Source organism: Streptomyces sp. WELS2, assembly GCF_013870595.1.
GTDB lineage: Bacteria > Actinomycetota > Actinomycetes > Streptomycetales > Streptomycetaceae > Streptomyces.
Map to the genome: position 1 here is coordinate 1 of NZ_JACBWZ010001097.1, position 1762 is coordinate 1762.

1 protein-coding gene is annotated in these 1762 nt (G+C 73.0%); it reads right to left on the reverse strand.

The genetic code is table 11. The annotated features are described in order from the left end of the window. Nucleotides 1–221: 221 nt before the first annotated feature. On the reverse strand, nucleotides 222–1762 hold a 1541-nt coding region (locus H5J33_RS34005), incomplete at its 5' end, for a PTS fructose transporter subunit IIC (RefSeq protein ID WP_181798522.1).

Consider the following 1762-nt stretch of genomic DNA (forward strand, 5'->3'; position numbering starts at 1 on the left):
AGCAGGCGCAGCAGGACACCGGCCCACACGACGGCCGCCACCGCGAGGACGGTCACGCCGATCAGCTGGAGAGTCGGGGCGTGCTCAGGCATACACCCCAGTACACACCACGGTCCGGGACTTTGGCCCCGGACCGTGATGTATCTCGCAGGTGCCGTGAACAACTCACAGCGGTGCAAAGGGACAAGACGCCGTGACGGGTCCCGGCCGGGACCGCGCGGTCAGGCGGCCACCGGCTGCTCGGTGTCCTTCCGGGTTCCGGCCGGGTTCGCGGCGGGGCCGGTGGTCCCGGACTCGGGGACCTGCCCGCGCATTCCCTTGAGCAGGACCACCAGGGCCGTGGTGACGCACACCCCGGCCGCGATGGCCACCAGGTACAGCAGCGGGCTGCCGATCAGCGGGACCACGAAGACGCCGCCGTGCGGGGCGCGCAGGGTGGCGCCGAAGGCCATCGACAGGGCGCCGGTGAGCGCGCCGCCCGCCATGGCGGACGGGATGACCCGCAGCGGGTCGGCCGCCGCGAACGGGATCGCGCCCTCGGAGATGAAGGACGCGCCCAGCACCCAGGCGGCCTTGCCGTTCTCGCGCTCGGCCGGGGTGAACAGTCGGCCGCGCACGGTGGTGGCCAGGGCCATCGCCAGCGGCGGGACCATGCCGGCCGCCATCACCGCCGCCATGATCCGCATCGCCGAGTCGCTGGGGTCGGCGACGGAGATGCCGGCGGTGGCGAAGGCGTAGGCGACCTTGTTGACCGGGCCGCCGAGGTCGAAGCACATCATCAGGCCGAGCAGGGCGCCGAGCAGGACGGCGTTGGTGCCGGTGAGCCCGCTCAGCCAGTCGGTGAGGCCCTTCTGCGCCGAGGCGATCGGCTTGCCGATCACGACGAGCATCAGGAAACCGGTGACCGCCGAGGAGAGCAGCGGGATCACCACCACCGGCATGATGCCGCGCAGCACGGCCGGGATCCGTACCCGCTGGATCGCCAGCACCACGCCGCCGGCGATCAGACCGGCCGCCAGGCCGCCGAGGAAGCCCGCGCCCTCGTCCAGCGCTATCGCGCCGCCCACGAAGCCGGGGACGAGGCCGGGCCGGTCGGCCATGCCGTAGGCGATGTAGCCGGCCAGGACCGGGACGAGGAACTTGAAGGCGACCCCGCCGATCTGGAACAGCAGCGCGCCCCAGCTGTCGGTCTGCGTCCACACGAAGTGGTCCATGACCGAGGGCGCCTTGTTCACCTGCCAGCCGCCGATCGCGAAGCCGAGGGCGATGAGGAGACCGCCGGCGGCGACGAACGGGACCATGTAGCTGACGCCGGACATCAGCCAGGTGCGGAGCTTGGTGCCGTAGCCCTCGGTGGCGTCTCCCGCGCGTTCGACCGGCGTGCCCGCCGGTGTGTGCGCCGGAGCGCTCACCTCGCCGCGCGCCGCCTTCTCGCGGACCTCCGCGATGAGTTCGGCGGGGCGGTTGATGCCCGCCTTCACACCCACGTCCACGGTCGGCTTGCCCGCGAAACGGTCCTTGTCGCGTACGGGGACGTCGTGCGCGAGGATCACGCCGTCCGCCGCCGCGATCACCGCCGGGTCCAGCCGGGCGAAACCGGCCGACCCCTGGGTCTCGACGGCCAGTTCGACCCCCGCCTCCCGGCCCGCGTTCTCCAGGGACTCGGCCGCCATGTAGGTGTGGGCGATGCCGGTGGGACAGGAGGTGACGGCCACGATCCGGAAGGGCCGGGGCTCCCCCGGGCCGGAGGCGGGGGCGGCGC